An 18084-nucleotide genomic window follows, 5' to 3' on the forward strand; every position below is an offset into this window, starting at 1 on the left:
CTGCCTCATGCACCGTCAACGGAAAGCGGCCTCTTACATTCAGCCGATTTCGATCCAGCGGTGCTCGTGGAAGGACTGTGCCATGGCATGCACCGACTTCTCTATCCTGAGACCGTCTTCGAATGTCACGATCGACGACGGCTCGCCTGAAATTGCCCGGATCAGCTCGCGGCATTCGATGATCTTCAGATCGTTGAAGCCGAGGCCATGGCCTGGCGCCGGGATAAATCGATCATAAGGCCGATGGGCGGGTGCCGCCAGTATCTTGCGGAAGCCCTGTTCGGAGCCACGGCCGTCGGCCTGATAGAGTTCGAATTCGTTCATGCGCTCCTGGTCGTAGACGATCGAGCCTTTCGAGCCGAAAATCTGCAGGGCGATGCGGCCTTTGCGACCCCAGGCGGCGCGATTCGCCATCAACACGGCAGAGATGCCGCCGCCAAGCCGCATCAGCACGTTGGCGCCATCGTGGTTTTCGACGGCACGGCGACCGCCCTCGCTCAGCGGGCGGTCGGCATAGGGTTTGACCATATCCGTTATGACGGCCTCGACATGGCCGAAGAGATACCAGAGCAGCGAGAGCGGGTGCACGGCGAAATCGTCAAGCGCGCCGTAGCCGGCGGAAAGCTCGCTCTTCCAATAAAAGAAGACATCGGGATCGGCCATGAAATCCTCATCCATCTCGACGCGGATGTGGTTGACCGTGCCGATGGCGCCCTCGCCAATCAGCGTCCTGATATGCCGCATGACAGGATTCTGGATGTAATTATAGCCAAGGGCGGCAACCTTGCCGGATCGCTTCGCCGTTTCCAGCATGCGTTCGGCATCGGCATAGGCCGGCGCCATCGGCTTTTCGCACCAGACATGCTTGCCGGCATCGAGGGCTGCAATCGCCATCTCGGGGTGGAACTGATTGGGCGTGGTGACGGAGACGACGTCGACCTCCGGGTCGACAATCAGCGCCCGCCAGTCGGCCGTCGCCTTCTCGAAACCGAATTCGCCGGCACGCGTCTCAGCAAGCCCGGCATTGGCTTCGGCCAGATGCACGAGACGTGGGCGCTCGACATCGCCGAACACCGTCTTCACCGCATTCCAAGCCAGCGCATGGCATTTGCCCATGTAACCGGTGCCGATCAAACCGATGCCGAGTGGCTTCATTTCCGTCTCCTCCAGAGCTGCGCGCGGATTTTTGGAATATTTGGATCATTTTGACAAGGGACCTGCTCACAGGCATTTCTGCGCCTTTCCCTGACAAACTGTCTAAAAGCCTTCAATTACAGAGGATTAAAAACAATTAGGCGTGTCGTTTGAAATCGTTTATGCTCGATAATATGGAATATTTGTTTCATCTCGTGAGCCGCAAGCATGGATAACGATCCCCAGAGGCACACACGCGTGCCGCGCGACTTTGAAAGCCTGCGCAGCACCATCATCGAGCGCAAGGCGAGCATGCCGAAGCGACTGGCGCAGGTCGCCGCCTTCGCGCTCGGCAATCCCGACGAAATCGCCTTCGGAACGACGGCGAGCATCGCGGCCGCCTCCGACGTCCAGCCCTCGACGCTGGTGCGCTTGGCGCATCATCTGGGTTACGGGGGCTTCTCCGACCTGCAGAGCATTTTCCGCGAAAGATTGCGCGACCGGACGCTCAGCTATGAAGAGCGGCTCGTCACGCTGGAGCAGGCGAGCGGCGACGATGAGGACGCCAATCTGCTCTCCGGCTTCATTGCCGCCGCCAGCCAGTCGGTCAACCGGCTGGCAGCGACGGTGCAGAGCGATACTTTCACGAAAGCGGTGAATATCCTTGCCAGCGCCGAGACGATCTATCTGATCGCCAAACGGCGCTCCTACCCGCTGACGGCGCACATGACCTACGCTTTTTCCAAGCTCAATATCCGCCACCAGATCGTCGCCTCGCCGAACGGCGTCGACCCTGAAATGGTGCAGTTCGCAACACCGAAGGACGCAGCGATCGCGGCGAGTTTCTCACCCTATGCGGCCGACAGCCTTAACCAGAGCCAGGAGCTTGCCGACCGCGGCGTCCCCGTCATCGCGATCACCGATTCGGCTTTCTCGCCGCTTGCCGCCTGCGCCACCCACTGGTTCGAGGTGGCGGAGGCGGATTTCGCCGGCTTCCGCTCGCTTTCGGCCTCGATGGCGCTGACAATGGCACTGCCGGTTGCAATCGCCGAGCGGCGGCGCAAGCGTCTGCAGTCAAAACCTGTAAAAGGCAAAATGGAATAAACATTCTGAATTGACAAAATATCGGAACCAATGTTTCATTATTGAAAATTCGTAGGCACTGGAAGCCGCGCAAAATCTAGCGGGAGGACATCATGGTACAATCGAATCCGGGTTCACAGCCGGAGCCGGCGCTTGATGTGATCACCATCGGCCGTTCCTCGGTCGATCTTTACGGCCAGCAGATCGGTTCGCGGCTTGAGGATATCGGCTCCTTCGCCAAGTCCGTCGGCGGCTGCCCGGCCAATATCGCCATCGGCACGGCGCGGCTCGGCCTCAAATCCGGTCTCATCACCCGCGTTGGCGACGAACAGATGGGACGCTTCATCCGCGAGCAGTCGGCGCGCGAAGGCGTTGCGACAGACGGCATCGTCACCGACAAAGAGCGATTGACGGCACTGGTGTTGCTTGCGGTCGAGGCCGAGGGCGTGTCGCCGATGATCTTCTATCGATCGGACTGCGCCGACATGGCGCTCGATGAAGGCGATATCGACGAAGATTTCATCAGATCGTCGCGCGCCGTTCTCGTTTCCGGCACGCATTTCTCGCGGCCGAATACCGAGGCCGCGCAGCGCAAAGCGATCCGCATCGCCAAGGCGAACGGCCGCAAGGTGATCTTCGACATCGATTACCGGCCGAACCTCTGGGGCCTTGCCGGCCATGCGGAAGGCTTCGAGCGCTACGTGAAATCCGACCGCGTCTCTTCGAAGATGAAAGAGACGCTGCCGGACTGCGATCTCATCGTCGGGACCGAGGAGGAAATCCTGATCGCTTCCGGCGCCGATGACGTGCTCGGTGCGCTGAAGGAGATCCGCCGACTGTCGCCGGCGACGATCGTGCTCAAGCGCGGCGCCATGGGCTGCATCGTCTATGACGGACCGATCGCCGACGATCTCGAAGCCGGCATCGTCGGCCAGGGCTTCCCGATCGAAGTTTTCAACGTGCTCGGTGCCGGCGATGCCTTCATGTCCGGTTTCCTGCGCGGCTTCCTGCGCGACGAGCCGCTGAAGACCTGCGCCACCTGGGCCAATGCCTGCGGCGCCTTCGCGGTCTCCCGTCTTCTCTGCTCGCCGGAATATCCGACCTGGGCGGAGCTCGACTTCTTCCTGACGACCGGCAGCAAACATCGGGCGCTGCGCAAGGACGAGGCGATCAACCATATCCACTGGGCATCGACCCGGCGCGGCGAAATCCCGCTTTTGATGGCACTGGCAATCGACCACCGCTCGCAGCTCGTCAGCGTCGCCGATGAGCTCGGCGTCGGCCATGAGAAGATCGTCGCCTTCAAGCGCCTGGCGGTCGCGGCAGCGGCGCGGGTTTCGAATGGCCGCGACGGCTACGGCATGCTGATCGACGAGCGCTTCGGCCGCGACGCCTTCTTCGATGCGGCGACGAAGAATTTCTCCTGGATCGGCCGGCCGGTGGAATTGCCGGGCTCGAAGCCGCTGCGCTTCGAATTCAGCCAGGATATCGGCTCGCAGCTTGTGGAATGGCCGCTCGGTCATTGCATCAAGTGCCTGTGCTTTTATCATCCCGATGATCCGGCTGACCTGAAGACGGAGCAGCAGGAGAAGCTGCGCACGCTGTTCGAAGCCGCCCGCAAGGTCGGCCGCGAGCTGCTGGTGGAGATCATCGCCGGCAAGAACGGGCCGCTCACCGACGACACCATCGCGACCGCGCTGGAGGAGCTCTATGCGCTCGGCATCAAGCCGGACTGGTGGAAACTGGAGCCGCAGGCATCCAGCGAAGCCTGGAAGAAGATCGATGCGGTGATCGCCAAAAATGATCCATGGTGCCGCGGTATCGTGCTCCTGGGGCTTGAGGCGCCTGCCGACGAGCTGATCTCCTGCTTCGAGGCGACGCTGGCTGCCCCCTCCGTGAAGGGCTTCGCCGTCGGCCGGACGATCTTTGCCGATCCGGCGCGCGCCTGGCTTTCCGGCGAAATGAACGACGAGGAGGCGATCGCCGACATGGCCGGCCGCTTCCGGCAACTGACAGAGGCGTGGCTGAAAACCCGCGGACATCAGTAGACTTTAGAATTAAGCCCCCTCCCCAACCCCTCCCCACAAGGGGGAGGGACTTAACCCGGAGCACCGCCTCACGCCATCAGCAAGCTTCCCTTTGGAGGAGACGTTGCGGCGAGAATGTAGAGAGCCCTGCAGGTTAGCCCTCCCCCTTGTGGGGAGGGGTTGGGGAGGGGAAAATGCGAAAAGAAAGATTGCGGGAGGCCTCGATGGGCAAGACGATACGGTTGACGATGGCGCAGGCCGTCGCGCATTTCCTGAAGGTACAGATGACGATTGTCGACGGCAAGAAAGTGCCGATCTTCGGCGGCGTCTGGGCGATCTTCGGTCACGGCAACGTCGCCGGCATCGGCGAGGCGCTCTATCAGGTGCGCGAGGAATTGACGACCTATCGCGCCCACAATGAACAGGGCATGGCGCATGCGGCGATCGCCTATGCCAAGGCGAATTTCCGCACGCGCTTCATGGCCTGCACGAGCTCAATCGGTCCGGGCGCGCTAAACATGGTGACGGCCGCCGGCGTGGCGCATGTCAATCGTATTCCCGTTCTCTTCCTGCCGGGCGACGTCTTCGCCAACCGCGCGCCGGATCCGGTGCTGCAGCAGATCGAGGATTTCGGCGATGGCACGGTTTCGGCCAATGATGCCTTCCGTCCGGTTTCCCGCTATTTCGACCGCATCACCCGGCCCGAGCAGATCATCACGGCGCTGAAGCGCGCCATGCAGGTCCTGACCGACCCGCTCGATTGCGGCCCGGTGACATTGTCGCTCTGCCAGGATGTCCAGGCCGAAGCCTACGATTATCCGGAAAGCCTGTTTGCTGAAAAAGTCTGGACGACCCGCCGGCCGCAGCCGGATGCGGACGAGCTGGCGAATGCCATCGCGCTGATCAAGGCGTCGCAGAAGCCGGTGATCGTTGCCGGCGGCGGCGTACTTTATTCGCAGGCGACGAAGGAGCTTGCCGGCTTTGCCGAGGCCCACGGCCTTCCCGTCGTCGTCACCCAGGCCGGCAAGTCGGCGATCAACGAAACCCATCCGTTGGCGCTCGGCTCGGTCGGCGTCACCGGCACGTCGGCGGCCAATGCGATCGCCGAAGAGACAGATCTCGTCATCGCCGTCGGCACACGCTGCCAGGATTTCACCACCGGCTCCTGGGCGCTGTTCAAGAATGACAGCCTCAAGATGGTCGGCCTCAACATCGCCGCCTATGACGCGGTGAAGCACGACAGCCACCCACTGGTGACTGACGCCCGCGAAGGACTGAAGGCGCTTTCGGCAGGGCTTTCCGGCTGGAAGGCGCCGGCAGCACTCGCCGAGAAGGCGACTGCGGAGAAGAAGGTCTGGATGGAGGCTGCGACCAGGGCGATGGCGACGACCAATGCCGCCCTGCCCTCCGATGCGCAGGTGATCGGCGCGGTGGCGCGCACGCTCGGCGGCGAGAATACGACGGTGCTTTGCGCTGCGGGCGGCCTTCCCGGCGAATTGCACAAGCTCTGGCGGGCGACGGCGCCGGGCAGCTATCACATGGAATACGGCTTTTCCTGCATGGGTTACGAGATCGCCGGCGGGCTTGGCGCCAAGATGGCGCATCCGGAACGGGATGTCGTCGTCATGGTCGGCGACGGTTCCTACATGATGATGAATTCCGAGCTCGCCACCTCGGTCATGCTCGGCCTCAAGCTCAACATCGTCGTGCTCGACAATCGCGGTTACGGCTGCATCAACCGGCTGCAGATGGGAACCGGCGGCGCCAACTTCAACAATCTGCTGAAGGACTCCTATCACGAGGTGATGCCGGAGATCGATTTCCGCGCGCATGCCGAAAGCATGGGCGCCATCGCCGTCAAGGTCGCCTCGATCGCCGAGCTGGAGCAGGCGATCACCGACTCGAAGAAGAACGACCGCACCTCGGTCTTCGTCATCGACACCGATCCGCTTGTTACCACGGAGGCCGGCGGCCACTGGTGGGATGTCGCAGTGCCTGAGGTCAGCCCGCGCGAACAGGTCAACGAAGCGCGCAAGGGCTATGTCGAAGCACGCACCGCCCAGCGCATCGGCTGATCTATTGCTATGATTTCTCGGAAGAGCGTCCCGGCTCTTCCGCAATGCTTTTAAGGAGAATGTTGATGAAGGCCAAACTCGGCATGTCGCCCATCGCCTGGTGGAACGACGATCTTCCTGAGCTCAGCGACGATGTGTCCCTCGAGGAATGCCTGCGGCAATCGCGCAGCGCCGGTTTCACCGGCATGGAGCAAGGCCGCCGTTTCCCTAGCAATCCGGAAGAGATGCTGCCGATCCTGCGCGCCGCCGACGTGACGCTGTGCGGTGGCTGGTTCTCCGGCACGCTGGTCAATGAGGAGCTTGCCGCCAACAAGGACCGCATCGCGCCGATGATCGCGCTGTTCAAGGCGGTCAATGCACCTTGCATCGTTTATGGCGAAGTCGGTCGCTCGATCCAGGGCGACCGCTCCAAGCCGCTCGCGACCAAGCCGCGCCTCTCCGATGACGAGATGAAGGCCTATGCGCGTCGCGTCACGGAATTCGGGGAATGGTGCGCCGAGCAGGGCATGCCGCTTTCCTATCACCACCACATGGCGGCCGTGGTCGAAACCGAGCCGGAACTCGACGCCTTCATGCGCCATTCGGGCGAAGGCATCCCGCTGCTGCTCGATGCCGGGCATTTGGCCTTTGCCGGCGGCGACGTGCTGCGCGCCATCGGGAACCACCACGCCCGAATCAACCATGTTCACGTCAAGGATATCCGCAAGCCCGTGGTGGATGGACTTGACCGTAGCCGGCAGTCCTTCCTCGATGCGGTGGCACTTGGCGCCTTCACGGTGCCGGGCGACGGCTCGCTCGATTTCGGCGCCATCGTCCAGCGGCTGGCCGATCACGGCTATGAAGGCTGGTTCGTTGTCGAGGCCGAACAGGATCCGCGCAAGGCTCCGCCGCAGAAAATGGCCGAGATCGGCCACGCCGAGTTGATGCGCGTCATGACGGCTGCGGGCTATACCGTGGAAACGGAAGGCTTCCCCAAGGGATAAAGGTAGCAAAAGCCCCCTCCCCAACCCTCCCCAAAAGGGGAGGGACTGACCTAGCCGCCGCCAAGTGCCACAAGCGACCTTGATGAAAGTCGCAACGGTGATGATTTTGAAGGCGGTGCTGCAGACTAGCCCCTCCCCCTTGTAGGGAGGGGTTGGGGAGGGGAAATTTCCAACTTACGAGGAAAAACACCAATGCCAAATCTCAAGGTGAAACCGTCCGGGACACATGGCCGCGTCACGCATGTCACCCCGGAAAACGCCGGCTGGACCTATGTCGGCTTCGATCTGCATCGGATGAAGCCGGGCGAAACCGTTTCGGGAGAGACGGGCGATCGGGAAGTCTGCCTCGTCTGGGTGACCGGCAAGGGAAAGGCGTCTGCCGGCACCAAGGATTTCGGCACGCTCGGCGGCCGCATGAACCCGTTCGAAGGCGCGCCGCATGCGCTCTACATCCCGATGGAATCGACGTGGTCGGTGACCGCGGAGACCGATCTGGAGCTCGCGGTCTGCTCGGCACCCGGCGGCGGCACCTATCAGGCGAAGGCCATCCCGCCCGGCACGCATCCACAGGTGACGCGCGGCAAGGGCACGAATGTGCGCTACGTCAACAATATCATGCCTGAAGACGACAGCTCGGCGCATTCGCTGCTGGTCGTCGAGGTGATTACACCGGGCGGCCACACCTCCTCCTATCCGCCGCACAAGCACGATCAGGACGACCTGCCGAACGAGAGCTTCCTGGAAGAGACTTATTACCATCGCCTCAACCCGCCGCAGGGCTTCGCTTTCCAGCGCGTCTACACCGACGATCGCTCGCTTGACGAGGCAATGGCGCTCGAGGACGGCGATGTGACGCTGGTGCCGAAGGGCTATCACCCCTGCGCCGCCTGCCATGGCTACGACCTCTACTACCTCAACGTCATGGCCGGGCCGCAGCGGATCTGGAAATTCCACAATGCCGCCGAACACGAGTGGCTGCTGAAGGTGTAAGCGTCGCGTTCGATCGCTAAATAATCTGACAGCGCGAAATCGCCGCTGATGGTTCACTGCCTCCATCCAAACACTGATGGAGGATCACCATGCACAGCTCGAACTTCACGATACCGGCTCGAAATATTCGCTCTTCGCGTCCTACGCGACCCGGCCTGTTCCTTGCCGCAATCACGGCGGCGCGCTGGCTGGCCCGCAAAATAAACGAACGACGCAACCGGAATGCGTTGATGGAGCTTTCCGACGAACAGCTGAAGGATATCGGCCTTTCCAGGGGGCAGACGCTAAGCGATGTTCATGTCTACAGCCGCTACTAAAGTGCTGTTATAAGTACGGTCGGTTCTGGCCTGTCTGATACGGAATATGCAATGTCGCAGTTCTCAACGGCACCGCTTCTGAAAACGAAGATGGTCACTATTCGTGACATCGTCTGCAATGGCGAGTGCCGTCATAAGAGCGACGAGGAATGCGCCCACAGGACGAGCCTCGTCTATCCCTATCGCGGCGTCTTCATGCGCCATGTCGGCCGCAATGATACGGTGGCCGAAGCCAATCAGGTCTTGTTCTTCAATGCCGGTCAGGGCTATCGGATCAGCCACCCGATCGAGGGTGGTGACGCCTGCATCGATCTGGCGATCGACGACTCCATGCTCGAAGAGCTGACGCCGAAGGAACAGGCGCAGCCCGGCCTGCCCTTTTCCTTCCGCCGCCAGCGCCGGCGGATCGATCCGCGCGCGCAGGCGCTAGTTGCGCTCCTGCGTCATGGTCTCAGCCGCAACGTCGCCGAAACGCTGGAAGCGGAAATATTGGCGCTGACACTCGTGCGCCGCTCGCTCGGCGAGCGCACGTCACATGCGGCGGGCGCCAGCGCCGGCCGGCAGAAGCTGGTCGACCGGGCAAAGCTGGTGCTTTCCTCCGATCTCGCGCGGCGCTGGACACTTTCGGAAATCGCCACGGAAGTGGGCGTCTCGCCCGTTTATCTGACCCAGGTCTTCCAGCAGGTCGAGGCGACGCCGCTCTATCGCTACCAACTGCGGCTGCGGCTTGCCCGTGCTCTCGATCTGCTCGGCCAGTATGAGGATCTGACCGCGCTCGGTCTCGATCTCGGCTTTTCCAGCCACAGCCATTTCAGCGCATCCTTCAAGCAGACTTTCGGGCAGACTCCGGCCGAATTCCAACGGGCGGCGCAACTGCGGCGCAGGTGAAAGCCTACAGCGCCGCGCGTCTTTTCAGACGCGCAAAGGACGCTGTAGCACTTTGAATCCCCGCATAATTCCTTAAATCGATCCCGACTTAAGGAATTATGCGGAGGGTCGATCGCTAAAGATTTCGACAGCGGCGATGCGGTCTTCGATGATCTTATGATCCTGTCCCGATCCGGGGACGACCGACAGGAGGATCACCAGATGAAGAAGACTACATGCGCTGCCTGCGACTGCGAACTTGGCGCGGAGACCATCACCGTCAAGCTCGGCGGCAAGACTGTCGAGGTCTGCTGCCAGGAATGCGCCGAGGCGTTGAACGAGGCGGAAGCCGCGACAACGGCCGCTTCGAGCGGCAAGGAATAGACGACAGCAGGAAAAGCCGCGCTGGCGAGTGCGGCTTTTCCGTCTCAGGTTGGTAAAAGCCCGTAGCGCCAACCGCGGCGCTTCGCATTCTGCGACAGCACCAGGAAGGCAAGGATGAACATGCCTGCCTCGGCAAAGACCGGCACCATCCAGATCCCCTGCTCGCCGAAGACGAAGGGCAACAGGAAGGTGAGCGGCAGGGTGAACAGATAGGGCCGCGACAGGCCGAAGATCGCCGCGCGCGGGGCATCGCCGATCGACTGGAAATAGGACGACAGGATCAGCATCTGCCCGAAGAGAAAATAGGCGCCGATCGTCCAGGGCAGAATTCGTCTGACCTCGGCGATAATGGCGGGATCGGCGACGAAGACGGCGCCGAGGCGGCCGGCCAGCAATTCGACGGTGATCTCCACCAGGGTGCAATAGACGAGTGCTGCGAGCATGGCGATCTGCAGGCTGCGGCCGACCCGGAGCCCGAGGCCGGCACCGTGATTATTGCCGGCGACCGTCTGCAGCGCGATGCTGAGGCCAAGCAGCGGCAGATAGGTGAAGGTCATGATTCGGGTGATGATGCCGTAGGCAGCCACCGTCGCAACATAGTCTGCCATGCTCCAGAGCGAGACGTTGATCAAAATGGCGGCCGAGGCCAGCGATATGCCGATGAAGCCGAGGCTCATCGGCGCGCCGAAGGCGACGATGCCGCGCCATTCGGCAAGAGCAAATCCCGCCGAAGGCCTAAGTGCCGCCGGGCGGCGCCAGCGATAGGCGAGCACGGCTGCGAGACAGGCGAACTGCGAGGCGATGGTGCCGGCTGCCGAACCGAGCACGCCCCAGTGCATCACCGCCATGAACAGCCAGTTGGCGAAGATGTTGAGCAGCGAGGCCGACAGCGTCACCAGCGTCATGAAACCGATCTTGCCTTCGCAGCGCAATCCGTCGAGATGCAGCGACAGGAAGAAGCCGACCGGCGCACAGGCGATCATCGCGCCCATGAACAGCATGGCGCCATCGGCCACGGCGGCATTGCCGGCGGCACCGGCATCGATGATCTGCCGGCCGACAGTCCAGTAGACCAGATTGAGAATGAGGGTAATGGCGAACGTCAGCGCATGCGCGCCGGCAAACACCCGACGCGCGCCTTGACGGTCGTCGGCGCCGAGCCGGCGCGCGAGGATGCTCGCCATGCCGTTTGAGACCAGCGACTGCAGGGCGACCAGCAGCATCAACCCCGGGAAAATCAGGCTGACGGCAGAGAGCGCATCCGGGCCGACATAGGCGCCGAGGAAATAGGCGTCGACGACGGTGAACAGGCCGTTGACGGTGGTGATCGCGACGATCGGTGCCGTCCTGATGAAGACCCCCGGCAGCCAGCCGGTGAGAAAGGCATTGCCTTGGGAAAGATCGGTCATAGAGAAATCCGTGTAATATCGGCGAGACGCTAGCCCGGCTTGTAATCATGCGGATTCGGGCCGCCTCAAAATGAAAAGAGAGGCAACTTACAGGTCGAGTACCAGATGCGGCACGCCGTTCGAGGTCTTTCTCGGCGAGATGCCATCGGCATCGATCTGCGCGTTCACACGCTGGCGAAAGGCGGAAAAGCTCTCGAAGGTAACGACATCCACCGGCTCGTCGAAATGGATGGTGATCCTGTGGAGGTCGCCGCCCGGCAGGGCCGAAAGCGCCAGGACTTCGCCGGTGAACGGCTGATTAAGATAACGGCCGCGAATATGCGCGCCGACGAAGAGCGGCGTCTTCGGGCTAGCATTGGGCTTTGCCGCAAGCGCCGCAAGCGTGTTCCAATCGCGCACGCCGTGCTGGCGGGCAATCATTTCCAGGGCCGCACTGTGGGTCAGCGTGGTGCCGCGATCATTCATCGCCTGGCGCAGGCGCTTGGCCTGGGCCTTCAATTCGTCAATGGCAGGATAGGTCGTCGTCATGGCGTGAGCCTTCGCAAGGCATGCTCTTCGACTGCGGATGGGAGCTCGCATTGCCGCCAGTCAGCATGCACAAAGGGCCGTGACCATGATCGCGAGGACTTCACCATGGATTTTCATCCGCGAGCGGCCGGTGCCTCGAACCGGCCTTTGTATGCGCGAACGCCCCCGATATGTCAAGAATGGCGCATCTGCGCCGGGAATGCGCAACTTTGGGGCAGATCTGCACGAAATCGGTGCGATTTTCCTGCAAGCTTCACAGAAGCATTCAATCTTAACGGTGTTCTTCAGCAAATGTCAGCATTCTTCAGCTAATATCCTGTCGTATAACAAGCGGAGGCTAAAAGGGCCTTTCAGATGCACCTCGACACAGAACACCCCAAGCCGGAACGTGCCTACAGGGAATTCAATCTCGACAGGCCCGGCAACATCATCTTCGTCGGCCATCACCTCAGCACCGGAACGCAGGTGCGCTGCCTGATCCGCACGATCACGCTTGCCGGCGCATTGCTCGAAGTCAGCCCGAACCTGGAAATACCGAGCCATTTCTTCCTCGAAATCCTCGGCATCCATGACGAGATCGGCGCGACCGTGGTCAAGCGCGAAGGCGAATTGGTGACGATCAGCTTCAACATGCTGATCAATCCGGAATTCCTGCACCACGTGTTGCGATTGAACTTCGAAACCTGAGGCTTTTTCCGATCCGTGAATCATCGCGGCGCGTCGCCTTTGTTTCGCTGCTCCGTCTTGCGGCGAGACGCGCGATGATCGGAACGGCCCAGAGAAATCCGCGCCATTCCGGACGATCGAGCGGATCGCTCAAGGGATCATGGCGGATCCGGCGATTGCCGATTTCGATTTCCCTAAAGAGAACAACCCAGTTGAGATCCATTGCTTCATCCTCCATCTATTTGGCTCAGGCATTGAGCTAAGCCTTCGCGCCCCTCCGATGTAGAGGCGCTGGGGAAAGGGGGTTTTCATCCATGAAAGATGCGAGCTGGGACGACCTGCAACTTTTCTTCCACGTTGCGACCGGCGGCGGGCTTTCGGCGGCGGCGACGCGCACCGGGCTCAGCGCACCGACGATCGGCCGGCGCATGCTGGCGCTCGAACGGGTGACCGGCCGCTCGCTCTTCAGCCGCGGCCCCACCGGTTATCTGCTCGCCAAGGACGGGCAGGAGCTGCTCGATCGCGTCCGGCTGATGCAGGATGCTGCGCGTGCGATCTCCGACTGGCGCGGCGAGGTGCTGACACTGCCGATCGTCTCGACGGCCGCCGACAGCTGGACTTCGCGCTTTGTCGCCGACCATCTGGCCAGCGTCTGGACGCCGAAGGATGGATTCCGCATGTGCTACAAGACCTGTGATGCGAGCGTCGATTTCACCTATCGCGAGGCGCATATCGCCATTAGCCACAGCCGGCCGGAGAGCGGCAACGTCGCGATCCGCCGTTCGGTGAAGGTGGCACATGCGGCTTATCAGGCGGCCGGCTATGACGAGACAAACTGCAACTGGATCTCGCTCGGCACCGATACCGCCATCACGCCGGCGGACAAATGGACTTTCGAACAGCCGGATTCCTGGATCACCAGCTGGACGAACACACCACATATGCTCTTTTACCTCATCCGCGGCGGTGCCGGCCGCGGCGTGCTGCCCTGTTTCATCGGCGATCAGGAGCGCAGGCTCGTCCGCGCCGGGCCTGTCATAGACGAACTGACCTATGAGATGTGGATCGTTGCGCATGACGATGAGCGGCAACGGCCGGAAGTCAGGATCGTCATCGACCGCCTGGCGGCGCTCTTTGCCGATCATGAAGATCTGTTTGCCGGGCAGAGACCGTCCGCGTGACGCGACGGCATGAAAAAACGCGGGCCATTCGACCCGCATTCATTAGAGCGGTTCAGCTTTTCATGGAATCGGAGAACCGCTCTAAGTTTTTATTTTTACGCAATTCCGCACGGAAAACCGCTTCGCACTTTTCCTGGAATTGCTCTAATAGGTAGGTTTTTGCCGGCTCAGGCGGCGAGATGCCGCTCAATCTCGTCGACCGGCATATTGGTATAGTCCTTCGCCAATTCTAAGGAGATCGCTGCCTGCGTATCGGCGCTGAGGGCCGGCCGAAGCGCGCCGAGTGCTTTCGGCGGCGCAACGAGGACAATGCGGCGGACATCCTTTTCCTGCGCCAGCTCGTCCATCCTTTCCGCGACCTGTTTCAGGAACTGGGCTTCGGCCTGATCCTGCCAGTTGGTCTCCTCGACAGCACTGCGACTGAAGCCATCGGCGGCATGGCTGCGGCCGGGCTTGTCGGCGCCGATCTCGCGGTCGGGCTCGCTCGGCTGTGTCAGAGTTTCCAGCACCTTCAGATTCATCAGCTGGGCATCGCCGGCATTCTGCATGATCAGAGCCTTGGCTCCGTTGCAGACCACGACCCATGATTTCCAAGGGATTTTAACGTCGGTCATCTTCAACTCCTCGCTGTCATCATTCGAAGCGCGCCGTGCTTCATCGATCAAGGCACAACGCCCGGCAATTGAAAGAGTTCGGGAAAATTGCGCCGAAATCGAACGGGGCGGCGATCCGGCCGGCCCCTGCTGCATAGAAAAGCAAGCTCGGGAGATTGACGATGAAGACATCACTGCTCGCCTATGCCGGCACCTTTTTCACCCTTCTCGTCTGCGACGGGATATGGCTCGGCCTCATCGCCCGCAACTTCTATCGCGACCAGCTGGGAGCGCTGATGCTGCCCTCGCCCAAGCTGGCGGTCGGCGCACTTGTTCTACCTGTTCTTCACCGCCGCGATGGTTGTGCTTGCCGTGCTGCCGGCGCTGTCGGCGGGCTCTATCGTCACGGCGTTTCTCCACGGTGCCACTCTGGGAGTGGCGGCCTATGCACTTGTGACATCACCAATCTCGCCACGCTTTGCAACTGGCCGCTCGCCATAAGCCTGGTCGACATGGCCCGGAGCACGGCTCTGACCGCGCTGACTGCAGTCGGCGGATATCTCGCCGTCAGATTTTTTTTGGCTGAAACGGGAGCTTGGAGATGAAAGCCCGCGTCCCGATAATGGACATCGGGCGTCCCGCTTGGGAACAAAGTTTAAACTCGTTAAAATTGTAATTTTATATTTGACGAATGTGCAAAACATTCATGTGACCTTGGTTGGAGCAAGACCCCAGCTTGAATGAGATCAAGACCAGCTTGCTCGCGATCAAGACCCCAAACGTGCCATGTCTGACGGAGAATGTGAATGACTATGCTCCGCGCTACACACCTTGCCACGGTCAAATCCGCTGTCTACGACCTGCGCTGGGAAGAGTTCAACGTCAAGCGACCCGCCCGTATCGTCGCTGTCCGCCCGTGCCTGACCGGTGTGTCGATGCGAAGCGCCGAGATCATCGATATCTCGCAGGGCGGCGCCACCTTCGTCGTATCGACCACCGCCGGTCTGCCGAAACATTATTATCTCAACATTCTCGGCCTCGCCTACCGGATCGGCTGCGCCGAGGTCTACCGCCATAAAGAACGCATCGGCGTGCGATTCATCAACATCATGGACCCCGAGGTTCTGCGCCGCGTCGTCCGCACCGATTTCATGATCGGCAACATGGAAGCAATCGACGCCCGGCGTGCGCCGATCTTCCGCGCGTAAACAGGCCGGCGACACGCGCGGCGCTGCCATTGCGGAAATAATCTTGCTTGCGTTGGCCGTGCCCGGGCCTATTGTTGCGCCGATTGTCAATATGTCCGGGAAACTGCCTTCGCATGTCCGCCTTTTCGCGCTTCACACCTCTTGCCAGCGCCCTGCCCTCCACAGTTCCCTTCGTCGGCCCCGAGGCGATCGAGCGCCAGCGCGGACTTGCCGTTTCGGCGCGCATCGGCGCCAATGAGAACGGCTTCGGCCCAGCCGCTTCCGTGTTTGAAGCGATGCGCGAAGAGGCCGGCAATATCTGGAAATACAATGATCCGGAGAATTTCGCGCTTAGGGAAGCGCTTGCCGCCCATCTCGGCGTCTCGGCCGCCAATATCGCCATCGGCAGCGGCATCGACGAATTGCTCGGCCAGATCGTCCGGCTGGTGATCGAGCCGGGCGCACCCGTCGTCACCTCGCTCGGCGCCTATCCGACCTTCAATTTCCATGTCGCCGGTTTCGGCGGCCGGCTGGTGACCGTTCCCTACGCAAACGACAGCGAGGATCTCGACGGGCTGCTCGATATGGTGAGACGCGAGAATGCGCCGCTCGTCTATTTCGCCAACCCCGACAATCCGATGGGAAGCTGGTGGGATGCCGACAGCATCGTCGCTTTCGCCCGCGCGCTGCCCGAGACGACGCTGATGGTGCTCGACGAGGCCTATAGCGAGACGGGGCCGGCAGGTTCGCTGCCGTCGATCTCCTCGCTCATCGAGCTGCCGAACGTCGTTCGCACCCGCACCTTCTCCAAGGCCTACGGGCTTGCCGGCTCACGCACCGGCTATGCGATCTCGACGGCGGGCACGGCTCAGGCCTTCGACAAGATCCGCAACCATTTCGGCATGAACCGGCTGGCGACGGCAGCAGCGCTCGCGGCACTGAAGGACCAGGCCTATCTCGTCGAGGTGGTCGGGAAAATCCATGCGGGCCGGGAGCGGATCGGCGGTATCGCCCGGGTGAACGGCCTTCAACCGTTGCCCTCGGCGACGAATTTCGTGGCGATCGACGCCGGACGCGACGGCGCGTATGCGCGAGCGATCGTCGACGGGCTGATGGAGCTCGGGGTTTTCATCCGCATGCCTGGCGTGGCGCCGCTCAACCGCTGCATTCGCGTCAGCGTCGGGCCGGAGGCGGATATGGCGCTCCTCGAAGAAGCGCTGCCGCAGGTCCTGAAACAGATCGGCTGATAAAACGAAGAACCGCGGCCGGTGGAGGATCCGGTCGCGGTTCCGTTCTCCCGGCGTCGGCCCCGTCCAAAGCGCCCCGCCAGCTCCCTCTTTTTGAGGTTGTTATTGCTGCTCTTGTCGAATTGATCGGAGACGATCTCAGAGCATGATGCCGAAAAGTGTGAGCGGTTTTCGGATGACGGCCGACCTGGCCTAAAATCATCCTGTTCTAGTGAACCGTCATCCACTCGCGGGCGGCGCGCAGCGCTGCTGCGAGCTGCATCTTGTCCATGGCGGCGGCCACGTCGGCACGAAGCTCGGCGGCGCGGTCGTTGCCCTTGATTGCGGCGATGTTCAGCCATTTGTGGGCTGCGACGAGATCGACTTCGCAGCCGCGGCCGGTCGCATACATCAGACCCATTTCACAGAAGACATCGGCGTTGTTGTCGCCACCCATGGTGGCCGTTTCAGCATTGTGCATTTCAAAGCGTGCCATCGGTTTTATCCCTGTTAGCCTGTTTATGACTGACCCTGTTTTACCTCCGGGCCTTGCCGTCTATCGCGGCTTAGGCCCTTCCGGTCCGGCGGGTTTGCCCCGCTCGTTTGATGGGTTCACTATGCCAAACGGCTTTCAAAAAACGCCTAAAATGCATGATTAATTTGAGACAAACAAAGTGCAAACGCTTGGTAAAATTGGATTTTCGTTAAACATCGGACTCCCTGCGAATTAAGGATTTTCGCTCGAATTTTACGAAAGATTCAGATTTGAAAATAAAGGGATCGTTCATCATGAAATCAGCAGGCCCTATCTGTGGAAGCTCACCGCACGGCTTTTCTCGTGTTTTTCAGCCAGGCGGCATGACAGCGATTGACCCTGTTTACCTTTACGTTCGCGTCAGTTATTTTCCCCGCGATCAAGGACATCATGGAGGAAAAGATGATCCGCAGCTTCGTTCTCGCCGGCGCCATAACAGTCATCGCGGGTATCGCGCATGCCGAGGAGCCGATCGTCGGCAACTGGAAGACGGCCGCCGGTGATACGGCGGTGATCGCATCCTGCGGCGGCAGTTACTGCGTGACACTGAAGACCGGTAAATATGCCGGCCGGAAGATCGGCACGCTTGCGGGAACCGGCGGCAGCTATGCCGGCGAGATCACCGACCCGGCCGCCGAAAAGACCTATAGCGGTTCCGGCAAGATTTCCGGCAATTCGCTGAGGATGCAGGGCTGCGTGATGAAGATCCTCTGCAAGTCGCAGACCTGGACGCGGCTCTGAAGCCATAAGGCGCGCACGCAACGATCATCCCAAACTGAGAAGCATGCCAACGCGACGGCGTGCTTCGAAGCCCTTTGCGGCCTTCTCCGTCAAGCCGTCCGGCGAAGCCGAACAGTCGAACTGGGCCCGCGCCTCCCTACAAGTCCTCTTCGCAACCT

20 protein-coding genes are annotated in these 18084 nt (G+C 61.2%); 14 read left to right on the plus strand and 6 right to left on the minus strand.

The annotated features are described in order from the left end of the window. Positions 1–39: 39 nt before the first annotated feature. Positions 40–1155 carry a Gfo/Idh/MocA family protein gene (locus tag G9X68_RS01735; RefSeq protein ID WP_171601021.1) on the minus strand — a complete coding sequence of 372 codons (1116 nt, stop codon included), beginning with the start codon at positions 1153–1155 and terminating at the stop codon, positions 40–42. Positions 1156–1362: 207 nt separating this feature from the next. Between G9X68_RS01735 and G9X68_RS01740 the strand changes: the two genes are divergently transcribed. The 8 genes from G9X68_RS01740 to G9X68_RS01775 all read left to right on the plus strand — a co-directional run bounded on the left by G9X68_RS01740 (position 1363) and on the right by G9X68_RS01775 (position 9860). Beyond that, positions 1363–2238 carry a MurR/RpiR family transcriptional regulator gene (locus G9X68_RS01740; RefSeq protein WP_171601022.1) on the plus strand — a complete coding sequence of 292 codons (876 nt, stop codon included), beginning with the start codon at positions 1363–1365 and terminating at the stop codon, positions 2236–2238. Between the two features lie 92 nt (positions 2239–2330). After that, on the plus strand, positions 2331–4265 hold the full coding sequence (locus G9X68_RS01745; protein WP_171601023.1) for a bifunctional 5-dehydro-2-deoxygluconokinase/5-dehydro-2-deoxyphosphogluconate aldolase: 1935 nt from the start codon (positions 2331–2333) through the stop codon (positions 4263–4265). A 203-nt stretch (positions 4266–4468) separates the two neighbouring features. Continuing rightward, positions 4469–6319: a 3D-(3,5/4)-trihydroxycyclohexane-1,2-dione acylhydrolase (decyclizing) gene (gene iolD / locus G9X68_RS01750; RefSeq protein WP_171602129.1), complete on the plus strand. Its 1851-nt coding sequence runs from the start codon at positions 4469–4471 to the stop codon at positions 6317–6319. Between the two features lie 65 nt (positions 6320–6384). After that, a complete protein-coding gene (gene iolE / locus G9X68_RS01755; protein WP_026158607.1) occupies positions 6385–7302 on the plus strand; it encodes a myo-inosose-2 dehydratase in 918 nt (305 codons plus the stop codon). 192 nt (positions 7303–7494) lie between these two features. Then, positions 7495–8292, plus strand: a complete 798-nt coding sequence (iolB, locus tag G9X68_RS01760; protein WP_171601024.1) for a 5-deoxy-glucuronate isomerase — start codon at positions 7495–7497, stop codon at positions 8290–8292. A gap of 89 nt (positions 8293–8381) precedes the next feature. Continuing rightward, on the plus strand, positions 8382–8609 hold the full coding sequence (locus G9X68_RS01765; RefSeq protein WP_171601025.1) for a DUF1127 domain-containing protein: 228 nt from the start codon (positions 8382–8384) through the stop codon (positions 8607–8609). Between the two features lie 51 nt (positions 8610–8660). Then, positions 8661–9497, plus strand: coding sequence for a helix-turn-helix transcriptional regulator (locus G9X68_RS01770; protein ID WP_171601026.1), 837 nt, complete (start codon positions 8661–8663; stop codon positions 9495–9497). 201 nt (positions 9498–9698) lie between these two features. Further along, the gene (locus G9X68_RS01775) at positions 9699–9860 is read left to right on the plus strand and encodes a hypothetical protein (protein ID WP_012756769.1); all 162 of its coding nucleotides are present in this window, start codon (positions 9699–9701) and stop codon (positions 9858–9860) included. Positions 9861–9904: 44 nt separating this feature from the next. Here the strand turns inward: G9X68_RS01775 and G9X68_RS01780 are convergent, their stop codons facing one another. Both G9X68_RS01780 and G9X68_RS01785 read right to left on the minus strand, forming a co-directional pair. Continuing rightward, positions 9905–11269 (minus strand): MATE family efflux transporter, encoded by a 1365-nt coding sequence (locus G9X68_RS01780; RefSeq protein WP_171601027.1) that lies wholly within the window; start codon positions 11267–11269, stop codon positions 9905–9907. An 87-nt stretch (positions 11270–11356) separates the two neighbouring features. Then, on the minus strand, positions 11357–11797 hold the full coding sequence (locus G9X68_RS01785) for a glyoxalase superfamily protein (RefSeq protein ID WP_171601028.1): 441 nt from the start codon (positions 11795–11797) through the stop codon (positions 11357–11359). Between the two features lie 354 nt (positions 11798–12151). Between G9X68_RS01785 and G9X68_RS01790 the strand changes: the two genes are divergently transcribed. Then, positions 12152–12484: a hypothetical protein gene (locus G9X68_RS01790; protein ID WP_018241377.1), complete on the plus strand. Its 333-nt coding sequence runs from the start codon at positions 12152–12154 to the stop codon at positions 12482–12484. Here G9X68_RS01790 and G9X68_RS31700 read toward each other — a convergent pair. After that, complete coding sequence (locus G9X68_RS31700) at positions 12435–12686, minus strand: hypothetical protein (protein WP_240602390.1); 252 nt, start codon at positions 12684–12686, stop codon at positions 12435–12437. The two genes, G9X68_RS01790 and G9X68_RS31700, sit on opposite strands and share 50 nt — an antisense overlap. Before the next feature lie 91 nt (positions 12687–12777). Here G9X68_RS31700 and G9X68_RS01795 point away from each other — a divergent pair, with 91 nt between their 5' ends. Then, positions 12778–13644, plus strand: coding sequence for a LysR family transcriptional regulator (locus G9X68_RS01795; RefSeq protein ID WP_171601029.1), 867 nt, complete (start codon positions 12778–12780; stop codon positions 13642–13644). A gap of 167 nt (positions 13645–13811) precedes the next feature. Here G9X68_RS01795 and G9X68_RS01800 read toward each other — a convergent pair whose 3' ends face one another. After that, on the minus strand, positions 13812–14258 hold the full coding sequence (locus G9X68_RS01800) for a baeRF12 domain-containing protein (RefSeq protein ID WP_171601030.1): 447 nt from the start codon (positions 14256–14258) through the stop codon (positions 13812–13814). Between the two features lie 161 nt (positions 14259–14419). Here G9X68_RS01800 and G9X68_RS01805 point away from each other — a divergent pair, with 161 nt between their 5' ends. The 3 genes from G9X68_RS01805 to G9X68_RS01815 all read left to right on the plus strand — a co-directional run bounded on the left by G9X68_RS01805 (position 14420) and on the right by G9X68_RS01815 (position 16671). Continuing rightward, positions 14420–14842 (plus strand): DUF2177 family protein, encoded by a 423-nt coding sequence (locus G9X68_RS01805; protein WP_425328633.1) that lies wholly within the window; start codon positions 14420–14422, stop codon positions 14840–14842. A 201-nt stretch (positions 14843–15043) separates the two neighbouring features. Beyond that, positions 15044–15445 carry a PilZ domain-containing protein gene (locus G9X68_RS01810; protein ID WP_129418568.1) on the plus strand — a complete coding sequence of 134 codons (402 nt, stop codon included), beginning with the start codon at positions 15044–15046 and terminating at the stop codon, positions 15443–15445. A gap of 113 nt (positions 15446–15558) precedes the next feature. Continuing rightward, positions 15559–16671, plus strand: a complete 1113-nt coding sequence (locus G9X68_RS01815) for a pyridoxal phosphate-dependent aminotransferase (protein ID WP_171601031.1) — start codon at positions 15559–15561, stop codon at positions 16669–16671. A gap of 208 nt (positions 16672–16879) precedes the next feature. Here the strand turns inward: G9X68_RS01815 and G9X68_RS01820 are convergent, their stop codons facing one another. Continuing rightward, positions 16880–17146 (minus strand): SEL1-like repeat protein, encoded by a 267-nt coding sequence (locus tag G9X68_RS01820; protein ID WP_171601032.1) that lies wholly within the window; start codon positions 17144–17146, stop codon positions 16880–16882. A 441-nt stretch (positions 17147–17587) separates the two neighbouring features. Between G9X68_RS01820 and G9X68_RS01825 the strand changes: the two genes are divergently transcribed. After that, complete coding sequence (locus tag G9X68_RS01825) at positions 17588–17926, plus strand: DUF2147 domain-containing protein (RefSeq protein ID WP_113547143.1); 339 nt, start codon at positions 17588–17590, stop codon at positions 17924–17926. The last annotated feature ends 158 nt before the right edge of the window (positions 17927–18084 follow it).

This window comes from Rhizobium changzhiense, from assembly GCF_013087625.1.
Taxonomy (GTDB): domain Bacteria; phylum Pseudomonadota; class Alphaproteobacteria; order Rhizobiales; family Rhizobiaceae; genus Rhizobium; species Rhizobium sophorae.

Excerpts from the sequence above, each read along its gene's own strand:
- G9X68_RS01735 (WP_171601021.1), bottom strand. The coding sequence starts at position 1,155 with ATGAAGCCACTCGGCATCGGTTTGATCGGCACCGGTTACATGGGCAAA.
- G9X68_RS01740 (WP_171601022.1), top strand. The coding sequence starts at position 1,363 with ATGGATAACGATCCCCAGAGGCACACACGCGTGCCGCGCGACTTTGAA.
- G9X68_RS01745 (WP_171601023.1), top strand. The coding sequence starts at position 2,331 with ATGGTACAATCGAATCCGGGTTCACAGCCGGAGCCGGCGCTTGATGTG.
- iolD (WP_171602129.1), top strand. The coding sequence starts at position 4,469 with ATGGGCAAGACGATACGGTTGACGATGGCGCAGGCCGTCGCGCATTTC.
- iolE (WP_026158607.1), top strand. The coding sequence starts at position 6,385 with ATGAAGGCCAAACTCGGCATGTCGCCCATCGCCTGGTGGAACGACGAT.
- iolB (WP_171601024.1), top strand. The coding sequence starts at position 7,495 with ATGCCAAATCTCAAGGTGAAACCGTCCGGGACACATGGCCGCGTCACG.
- G9X68_RS01765 (WP_171601025.1), top strand. The coding sequence starts at position 8,382 with ATGCACAGCTCGAACTTCACGATACCGGCTCGAAATATTCGCTCTTCG.
- G9X68_RS01770 (WP_171601026.1), top strand. The coding sequence starts at position 8,661 with ATGTCGCAGTTCTCAACGGCACCGCTTCTGAAAACGAAGATGGTCACT.
- G9X68_RS01775 (WP_012756769.1), top strand. The coding sequence starts at position 9,699 with ATGAAGAAGACTACATGCGCTGCCTGCGACTGCGAACTTGGCGCGGAG.
- G9X68_RS01780 (WP_171601027.1), bottom strand. The coding sequence starts at position 11,269 with ATGACCGATCTTTCCCAAGGCAATGCCTTTCTCACCGGCTGGCTGCCG.
- G9X68_RS01785 (WP_171601028.1), bottom strand. The coding sequence starts at position 11,797 with ATGACGACGACCTATCCTGCCATTGACGAATTGAAGGCCCAGGCCAAG.
- G9X68_RS01790 (WP_018241377.1), top strand. The coding sequence starts at position 12,152 with ATGCACCTCGACACAGAACACCCCAAGCCGGAACGTGCCTACAGGGAA.
- G9X68_RS31700 (WP_240602390.1), bottom strand. The coding sequence starts at position 12,686 with ATGGATCTCAACTGGGTTGTTCTCTTTAGGGAAATCGAAATCGGCAAT.
- G9X68_RS01795 (WP_171601029.1), top strand. The coding sequence starts at position 12,778 with ATGAAAGATGCGAGCTGGGACGACCTGCAACTTTTCTTCCACGTTGCG.
- G9X68_RS01800 (WP_171601030.1), bottom strand. The coding sequence starts at position 14,258 with ATGACCGACGTTAAAATCCCTTGGAAATCATGGGTCGTGGTCTGCAAC.
- G9X68_RS01805 (WP_425328633.1), top strand. The coding sequence starts at position 14,420 with ATGAAGACATCACTGCTCGCCTATGCCGGCACCTTTTTCACCCTTCTC.
- G9X68_RS01810 (WP_129418568.1), top strand. The coding sequence starts at position 15,044 with ATGACTATGCTCCGCGCTACACACCTTGCCACGGTCAAATCCGCTGTC.
- G9X68_RS01815 (WP_171601031.1), top strand. The coding sequence starts at position 15,559 with ATGTCCGCCTTTTCGCGCTTCACACCTCTTGCCAGCGCCCTGCCCTCC.
- G9X68_RS01820 (WP_171601032.1), bottom strand. The coding sequence starts at position 17,146 with ATGGCACGCTTTGAAATGCACAATGCTGAAACGGCCACCATGGGTGGC.
- G9X68_RS01825 (WP_113547143.1), top strand. The coding sequence starts at position 17,588 with ATGATCCGCAGCTTCGTTCTCGCCGGCGCCATAACAGTCATCGCGGGT.